This is a genomic window from Methanocorpusculum bavaricum DSM 4179, assembly GCF_000430905.1.
In the GTDB taxonomy this organism is placed as follows: domain Archaea; phylum Halobacteriota; class Methanomicrobia; order Methanomicrobiales; family Methanocorpusculaceae; genus Methanocorpusculum; species Methanocorpusculum parvum.
In genome coordinates this window covers 162,750-170,993 of sequence record NZ_KE387268.1, presented here as the reverse complement: position 1 = coordinate 170,993, position 8,244 = coordinate 162,750, and the positions used below count along the sequence as shown (strand labels likewise).

The 8,244-nt window shown below is 50.5% G+C and carries 11 protein-coding genes; 3 read left to right on the top strand and 8 right to left on the bottom strand.

The window, feature by feature from the left end:
- The first annotated feature begins 312 nt into the window (after nt 1-312).
- The 3 genes from H575_RS07365 (at nt 313) to H575_RS07355 (ending at nt 2,566) form a co-directional block, all read left to right on the top strand.
- A complete protein-coding gene (locus tag H575_RS07365; RefSeq protein WP_042700163.1) occupies nt 313-1,632 on the top strand; it encodes an ATP-binding protein in 1,320 nt (439 codons plus the stop codon).
- 166 nt (nt 1,633-1,798) lie between these two features.
- Nucleotides 1,799-2,269, top strand: coding sequence for a hypothetical protein (locus tag H575_RS09495; RefSeq protein WP_042700160.1), 471 nt, complete (start codon nt 1,799-1,801; stop codon nt 2,267-2,269).
- A gap of 3 nt (nt 2,270-2,272) precedes the next feature.
- A complete protein-coding gene (locus tag H575_RS07355; RefSeq protein ID WP_042699704.1) occupies nt 2,273-2,566 on the top strand; it encodes a hypothetical protein in 294 nt (97 codons plus the stop codon).
- 331 nt (nt 2,567-2,897) lie between these two features.
- Here the strand turns inward: H575_RS07355 and H575_RS07350 are convergent, their stop codons facing one another.
- The 8 genes from H575_RS07350 to H575_RS07315 all read right to left on the bottom strand — a co-directional run bounded on the left by H575_RS07350 (nt 2,898) and on the right by H575_RS07315 (nt 7,411).
- Nucleotides 2,898-3,389 carry a hypothetical protein gene (locus H575_RS07350; RefSeq protein ID WP_042700157.1) on the bottom strand — a complete coding sequence of 164 codons (492 nt, stop codon included), beginning with the start codon at nt 3,387-3,389 and terminating at the stop codon, nt 2,898-2,900.
- Between the two features lie 379 nt (nt 3,390-3,768).
- Entirely contained in the window at nt 3,769-4,134 is a 366-nt protein-coding gene (locus H575_RS07345; protein WP_245554505.1) for a GxxExxY protein, read from the bottom strand.
- Between the two features lie 402 nt (nt 4,135-4,536).
- Nucleotides 4,537-4,734 (bottom strand): hypothetical protein, encoded by a 198-nt coding sequence (locus H575_RS07340; protein WP_155897866.1) that lies wholly within the window; start codon nt 4,732-4,734, stop codon nt 4,537-4,539.
- Complete coding sequence (locus H575_RS07335; protein WP_042700149.1) at nt 4,731-5,216, bottom strand: hypothetical protein; 486 nt, start codon at nt 5,214-5,216, stop codon at nt 4,731-4,733. Before H575_RS07335 ends, H575_RS07340 begins: the two co-directional genes overlap by 4 nt.
- Complete coding sequence (locus H575_RS08985) at nt 5,216-5,737, bottom strand: HNH endonuclease (RefSeq protein WP_052320011.1); 522 nt, start codon at nt 5,735-5,737, stop codon at nt 5,216-5,218. The genes H575_RS07335 and H575_RS08985 overlap by 1 nt, the downstream gene beginning before the upstream one ends.
- Complete coding sequence (locus H575_RS07325; protein ID WP_042700147.1) at nt 5,734-6,075, bottom strand: hypothetical protein; 342 nt, start codon at nt 6,073-6,075, stop codon at nt 5,734-5,736. Before H575_RS07325 ends, H575_RS08985 begins: the two co-directional genes overlap by 4 nt.
- Nucleotides 6,072-6,539 (bottom strand): hypothetical protein, encoded by a 468-nt coding sequence (locus tag H575_RS07320; RefSeq protein ID WP_042700143.1) that lies wholly within the window; start codon nt 6,537-6,539, stop codon nt 6,072-6,074. The genes H575_RS07325 and H575_RS07320 overlap by 4 nt, the downstream gene beginning before the upstream one ends.
- A gap of 647 nt (nt 6,540-7,186) precedes the next feature.
- Complete coding sequence (locus tag H575_RS07315) at nt 7,187-7,411, bottom strand: hypothetical protein (RefSeq protein WP_155897865.1); 225 nt, start codon at nt 7,409-7,411, stop codon at nt 7,187-7,189.
- Nucleotides 7,412-8,244 lie beyond the last annotated feature (833 nt).

Genomic DNA, 8,244 nt, shown 5'->3' with positions numbered 1-8,244 from the left:
TCGTGGTCGCAAATCAGAGATTTGCTCCCCGTTTCGGGCTTGCAGCCCTCACTTGTTCACAAATCAGAGATTTGCTCTCAGTTTCGGGTCTTCGACCCTCACTTGCGTACTGCCTCAAATGGGCTTTCCGGGCAGTTCATCAAGAGTGGAGGATAGAATTCAGGAAGGAATTTGTTGGGTCTGATTCAGGAAGGAGTTTTCCGGGTCTGTCTTTCAGATGATTTTATCAGGTGTCCAGACACACATGATATCACACATATGGATTTTTGGCACAGGCGCCATAATCTCATATGACATTTTGGCAGTGGTGACATGTATCGGCACATCTATCAGGATCTTATCCAATGGAAAGAAAGTAAGACACGAAAACCGCTCATACTCAAAGGTGTTCGTCAATGCGGGAAGACTTGGCTGCTCAAAACATTTGCCGCAGAACATTTTGAAGACGTTGCGTACTTCAACTTTGAAGGAAACGACTCTCTGCAGATATGTTTTACGAGAGATATGAATACGGAACGCATACTCAAAGAACTTGGTCAGATCCGGCATAAATCGATCGACCCGAAAAAAACGGTTGTCATTTTCGATGAGATCCAGTTTTGTCCGTCAGCCCTTACTTCTCTCAAATACTTCTTTGAAAATATGCCGGAGCTGCCGATTATGTGTGCAGGTTCACTTCTTGGTATCGCTCTTGCAAAACCTCTCTCCTTTCCAGTAGGAAAAGTTACTTTTCTTACCTTGTATCCTATGGATTTTTCAGAGTTTCTTTTGGCAAACGGGGAGGAATATTTGTATAATTATTTAAATGACCTGAATTTTGATGAGAAAATATCGCCCCCTCTTGTTGATGAGATCACAGGGTATTATCGTGATTATATTCTGGTGGGTGGAATGCCGGAGGCGGTTAACACCTGGGTTTTGACACATGATGTCGGGAAAGTTGATACTGTTCTTACAGAAATATTGAACAGCTACGAGTTTGATTTTGCAAAACATGCTCCATCCGCAGATTATCCAAAATTGTCAGGTATCTGGAAGGCGATCCCTTCCCAATTAGCCAAGGAGAACAGGAAGTTTATTTATTCCAAGGTTATGACCGGAGGGAGGGGTCGAAATATGAGTGATGCTCTGCAGTGGCTTGTTGACGCCGGTCTTGTGTATAAGATAGACAGGGTCGAAAGACCGGATTATCCGCTTTCAGTGACGGCGGACGGCTCGTACTTCAAAGTATATTTGTGTGATGTGGGGCTTTTGCGCAGGTTGAGCCGATTTGACATTGAGGGATTTTTTGCTGATTCACCGGAGTTTGCCTTGATGAGGGGTGTGATCACTGAAAATTTTGTTCTTACTGAGCTGATTTCGTCCAGCGGAGAGGTACCTTTTTACTGGAAGTCAGGAAATACGGCGGAGGTTGAGTTTGTTGTTCAGCATGGTGTTGACATCGTGCCCGTTGAAGTGAAGGCAGGGCTGCATACGTCGTCGAAGAGTCTGGCTGTGTATCGGGAGAAGTATCATCCAAGGATCGCTTTGCGCATGAGTCTGAAAAATGTCGGCATTACGGATGATTCGCGTGGGAGATTTATTTCTCTGCCGTTGTATCTGGCAGGAAAAGTGACGAAGTATCTGCATTGACTGAGGAGCTGTTGTTTTTTTGCATCGAAAAACCCCCTCCTCTCTCAGTGAGAACGGCGTTTCCGCGAAAATCGGAGGCATTATCGCACCGCGCGGTCAGGGGTTTATAATGCGTGACGTCTTAGGTTGTTTATGTGTTCGGGGATACCCGGACAGGAGATACGTTATGATGAGTGATATTCCGCCGACGCTGCAGGATAGATTGAAGCCGCTGTTTTTTCAGAAGGATATGTATGCGGATAAGTTATGCCAGACAGGGAAAGATATCCGAAGAGTGCAGCTCGAACTAATGAAAACTGCGGGGGCGTCGAAAGAGACTCTTCTCCGTTCGCAGCGGCTGATCGACGAGACAAAATATCTGACGGCGAAGCTGCGGGCTCTTGAACGGGAGATCGACGGGGTGCTGACCCAGGAGGTTCTTTTGATCGAGGGGGAGGCGGGTTGGACGCGGAACGCGGCCGACCTCAGCGGAGGCGGATTGACGGCGCAGCCGGCGATCTTAGCGGAGGCGGCCCGGTCCATCGGACCGGGTTCAGCTGAGCAAGTTTTCGAAGGAAACTTGCGATCAAGTCGAAAGACTTGCGACCAGGTTTTTGAAGAAAACTTGCGAGTGGAATGTGAGACGGTGGAAGGCTGAGGTATGAAAGCGGAACGAAACGATGAGCAGATCCTTGTGCGTCTGCCGGCGAGGATAAAATCTCTGGTGGAGACGGGGGCGAGGTGCGAGGGGATGACGACGCAGGAATGGGTTCGGGAAGCTATGCAGAGCCGGCTTGGTCTTGTGAATGTCTGCCCGGGCTGTTCTTTTGTGAATGCGGGGAGGGCGAAGTATTGCTCTGAATGTGGTATGGCGCTAGGGGAGAGTAAGCGGGAGATCTATCGGGAGTGGATGCTTTCGCAGATCCGGGAGGAGTTTGGGGAGGAGGGGGTGTAGGGTGGTGAGTGTGATTCGGGAAGGAGTTTGTTGTGTGTGGATACATGAGAAAAAAACCAACCGCGTTCGCAAATCAGAGATTTGCGGTTCGCGCCGATTCGCGGTTGGTTTTTCTTCATGTGTCCAAACTGACCCATCTCCCTTCCGAATTGGAGTGAGCATTTCTGCAGGAAATACGTCTGAAAAAATAGAAAATTTGCCGGGAGAGGTGGGTTCACCTCTGCCCAGCGATCACGCCCTCGACGAGCTTCCCAAAGAGCATGATGAGAAACCCGAGGAAGAGCATGATGAGCTTCCTCAGGCGGCTGGAGATTCTCATCTCCTGCCCCCGTTAGTTCAGGGCCGGCTTGGTGTCTGCCCAGGCATCGACCGCGGCGACCGTTGCATCATCGGCATAGCCGGAGACGGTCATCGAATCGCGGTTGAGACTGATCTGGAAGGTGTCGGTCCCAAGCTTCGCGGAAATGCGGACGTTCCAGGTGGCTTCGGTACCGATCTCGGTCGTCTCGGCCGTGCCGCCGTTCCCGAATGCTGCTTTAAGATCCGCACTGCCGGTAAGGGCGGTGATCGCGGCCGAATACTCGGCCCGCGTGTAGGCGGTGACCTGGACCTTGCCGGTCATTTCGGAGGTGTTCGGGTCGAAGTAGCCGACATAGGTCTTGTAGGTCTGCTTCCCGAGCTCGACTTCGGCGAGGCCGAGGGGGTTTTCCACGCCGGTAATTTCTGCGATGATCGCATCATACGCGGCGGCGTTCGTAAACTCTGCGGTGAAGATCCGCTTTGCGGACTTCGAGATTGCTGTCTGAATGAAATCTGCTGTCATGGTTTTTTTGTCCCGAGATCAGTTGGGGCCCCGTCCAACCTCTATACAATTATAGGATGTAGAAGAGTAAATCTGTAAAGTTATTGCAAATTTTTTGCAAAATAGTTAGATTTATATGGTGACATTTGGATGACGTGCGACGAACTCAGTTGAGTCAATCTCTGATTTGCGAATGGGTTAGACGGCAAATCTGATTTGGGAAGGAAATGGCCGGGTGCGGACACATGAGAAAAGACCAACCGCGAATCGGCGCGAATCCGCCCTACGGGCGAGAAAAATCGGATTTGCTCTTCCTCACTCTCGCAATCCAGCTACGCTGTCTTGCTCGTCCCTTCATCGGGACCGTTCGGGCAAATCCTGTCGGCGCCCCAGCGCCTCCTTAGGATATCTCTTTGATGTTCTCATTTTTCAGAGATTTTTCATCGGTGTATACAAATCTCATCCACTCAAGTTTTCCCTTCTTGCCAAAATTGAACAATACCCCTGCTTTGATACCAGTTGCTTTCAGATAATGAAGGAGTTGAGCTGAATCTGATTTAGTTAGTTTGGCATTTGCTTTGAGTTCAAGGATGATCGAATCATAACAGATGATATCGGTTTTGTAGGTACTTGGAAGCTTTTCACCATTGTAATAAACATCAAGATGCTTTTCAGCAACCGCTGGGATATTATTATCCCTGAATTCTATCATCAAAGCATCACGATAGACAGCTTCCAGAAATCCGCTGCCAAGCGAGTTATACACACGAAAAGCACACCCAACGATCTTTCGAACCTTGGCAAAAAAAGATGATCCGTTTCTTCGGGCTGAATTATATCACCAGACATCATGATTTTTCATTCTTTTTCCAAACACGATATAATTTATGCAAAGGAGGCGCTGGGGCGCCGACAGGATTTGCCCGAACGGTCCCGATGAAGGGACGAGCAAGACAGCGAAGCTGGATTGCGAGAGTGAGGAAGAGCAAATCCGATTCTGAGAGCCCGAAGGGCTCAGATTCGCGCCGATTCGCGGTTGGTTTTTTTCTTTTGTGTTCACACCATACCAATTCCCTAACGAATTAAATGTCAGGCACTACCTACATTTTACGGTTTTTTTCACAAAGTCGGACACATTCCGAACTTCTACCATTAAAAAAAAGAAGCCCTAGAGCTCCAGCTTTCGCCGAAGCTCCTCGGACATAATGATCACCGGCTTTCGGAGCCGATGCCGCTTTTCCGCGGTATGCACCGCCGACACGGAACACCCCGTCAGTTCTGCGATCTCCTCGCATGTCATCCCTTTCCGGAGCATGCCAAGAAACGTCTCCTTATCCCGCAGTTCGGCATATTCGTACCACATCATTCTGCGACCCGCACCACCTTCGCGAGGCTCTCATGCGGATCCTTCTTCACATACCTCGCCGCCTCGCCGGCCGGGAGCGCCTTTCTCAGATCCAGCAGGTTCACCTGTTCGACCTTCGCCACCCGTTCGCGGCCCGCCGTATCGACCGCGAGATCATACAGCGCCTTTTGGCCGATGAACCGTTTCGCATCCGACGACTTGATGAACACGAGGCTGTCATACACATCCGGCAGCTCGTCCATCAGGAGATCTTTATCCACGACATCGTCCGCCGGGATCTCGAGCACGAACTCGTCCGATGCAAGATCTTCTGCTCTGATGATTTCGATCAGCTCCTTATGGCGGGCTTCGAAGACCTTCGTCAGCTCCTTCATACAGTAGAGGAACTCCTGATACCGGAATGCCGCGGCGAATTCGCCGACCGGGACCGGGCGCCATGCGAAGAGCAGCATCTCAAGATCGGCCGGTGAGGGCGATTCCATCACAGCGCCTCCTTGTAGGTCCGGCGGGTCACGATCCGCCAGATCGTGGACCGCGAAACGCCATACTCATCTGCCATTTTCTGCGTCGAAACACCCGCAGCATACCTCTCCCGCATCGATTCGACCTCGTCGGTGCCGAAGATCCGGAGTAAATACCCGGACCGGGGACGATTGTTTTCCCGTGCGGTGATGAGCCGGAGGTTTTCGAACCGGCAGTCGGTGAGGTCGCCGTTGATGTGGTCGACCTGGAGGTCGAAGTCGGTGGGGAGGTCTTTGAAGCTCCGGCAGGCTCCGGCGATGTAGACTGCCCGGTGCCGCAGGACCTTGACACGATGTCCTCTGAATCTGACGGAGACCGCCTGGTAGCCGTCGTCGTGTGTGTGGAACCGGATCGGTGTGCCGGTCCGGGAGGAGATGATCTCTCCTTTGGCGGGGTCGGCGGTCCAGTCCCGGGAGGTGAGTTTTGTCATGATGACGAGGTCCTGGAGCCGGATGCCGGGAAGCAAACGGGGTGCAGTCATTGGATCACCTTTTTCGGGATGTGTATCTCCCAGATCTCGACCGTGCCCGCCGCCTCACGGAAGACGGCCAGTTTGAAGCCTTTGCCTCCGTATTTGTGGATGATCTCGCCGATCTCTGCAGGGCTGTAGAGGTAGGCGGAGCCGGCTTTTTTGATCCGGACCATCCAGAGGGTGGTGATCATTTGGCCTTGTGTGCCGGCGGCGATACAGGTGATGGAGACGTCGTCGTTGGTGTAGGTGTCGGTGTGGCTGGTGTAGGTGTCGGTGTGGCTGGTGTTTTGGTTGTCGTTGTTGTTGGTGTTGTAGTTGTGTTTTTTGTTGTTGGCGGTATGCTTCATTCGTCTTCCTCCCTTTTGATGATGCTGGCGAACTGCCGGGTGCGGTATTCGATGATCTTCGCCCGGCGGGTGTTTTTGTAGATCTTGAGCCAGTCACGGATGTCCGTGTCCTCCGGGACCATGCCGCAGCGTTCGAGCATGAGGAGTTTGATGTCATGACCGAGACTGCTGATGACGACGCCGGTGCCCCGCATGGCGATGACGGGGAGAGCGATCTCGTCGAGGATCTGGATGAAGGTCTGCATCTGGAGGAGGAACTTCTGATTGAGTCCGTGAAGTTTTTTGAGTTCCTTTTCGGTGACGGGATCAGGAGACGGTTCGCCGTCTGCCGCCTCTCCGTAGATGAGGAGATGGGCGCAGGCGGTGAAGAGGTCGGTGCGGCTCACAAAGCCGAGGTTTTCTGCGATGCTGTCGAGGATGGTTCCTTCCTCGTCGGTTATTCTGAGATATGCATGTTGTCGCATTTTTTCTGTGTGGGTTGATGTCAGACGGCAGACGTCAGACGTCAGGTTGTTTTTAGGGAAAACAGATACCCGGGAAATTTTCGGGGACCGTTTTCTTCTGTCATTTTCCAGGCCGTTCGGTAACTATATATACTTTTAGAAAGAAATAAATAACACAAGAGTATTTTGGCATCACATCTCTCTCGGGAGAGTGTGGCTCAATTTTATCAGGGTAGTTCTTTTTTCTGAAAAGGCAGGTGACGTCTGACGTCTGCCGTCTGATGTCAACTTAGGGACGAAGGGTCCGGCGGGGATGGTTCAAATATTTTGATTATCCCAAAGGTCCAATAAAATAGTGTCTGTTCTTTTCTTTCCCTCTAAAGTCAGAATCGGGCAGACACGTTTTCATTTTTGCTGGTTGTTTGGTTCACTTCCTGAGGTGTTTCCCTCACATAGTTATTGGATGTTTTTGGATAAAATACTGTGTTTTTGGGTGTTATATCATAATATATCATAACATATTATAACATATTATCATACAAACTGGATTCTCAGCAGTTTGCGAGTGAAAGAGGAAAGCAGGGATCCGGGAGGAGTGTATAGGACGCTTCGAAACGGATGATCTTTGTCCCGGGTGATGCGGTGAGAAAAAAGGAGAGGATATGTCTTCAGAGTTTTTTGTTTCTGAAGTATTCTTCGAGGTACTGGTCGATGATCTGCCTGGCGAGTTCGGATATGAGGAGTCCCTGTTCTTCTGCTGCGGTGTTGAAATCGTGTTTTTCCCTGATGGAGAGTTTTACGCAGAGCGATTCAGGGAGTCTGGGTCGCCTTATTTTGACGGCTTTGCTTATTCTGACTGTCGTTACTCCCTGAATATCTTCTACTTGTGTCATAGTGTTATCATTTCTTCTGTAATCTGATTTGTCCCGGACGGGTGCCTGTGCGAAGTTTGTCAGGATCACCCTAAGGAAGAGCCTGAGTTCCGTTGTGTCACGATCCCGCAAGGTTCGTGATCAGTTCGGAAGGGGAAAAATCTTCAGGCCGGGACGCAGGAAGAGGTGAAGTGTCAAACTGGTTTTGCCGTATAATGAAGGAACAGGCAACCAGGTCAAATTCGTGAGCCGCATCTGTGCATGATGATTTTCCATTGGATTTTTTTGTTAATACTTAGTGTGTTTTTTGGATATTTAATGGTTATTTTTGACGTAATACGTTTGTTTTTCGTTGATTATTTGTTTTAGTGTTATTGTTTATTCTATGAGAATATAAACCCCTGACCGCGCGGTGCGATAATGCCCCCCGATCGGGCAAAAACACGGTGCTCAGTGAGAGAGATGGGTTACGAAAATTGCAGAAAAATGGGCTGCGGGTGAGTGGAATATTGCGGGTCTGTTTTTTGATCAGGGAGGTTTGCCTGCCTGGATAGGAGAGATCAGGATGGAAAACGGTTAGAGCTGTATGGAGGAGGAGGGAGGGGGTGTATGGATGCGTGTATGGGCACGGTTTTTGTGTGGATAGGGAAGAGCGCGGGCGGGGTGGAGACGTAGTCGACAACCTTAGCTAAGGCGGGGACCGTTAGGTCCCTCAGCTGAGGCGGGTCGGATGAGAAGCAGACGACCTCAGCCGAGGCGGATCGACGGCGCAGCCGGCGATCTTAGCGGAGCAAGTTTTCGAAGGAAACTTGCGAGCAAGTCGATAGACTTGCGAGCAAACCGAAGGTTTGCGA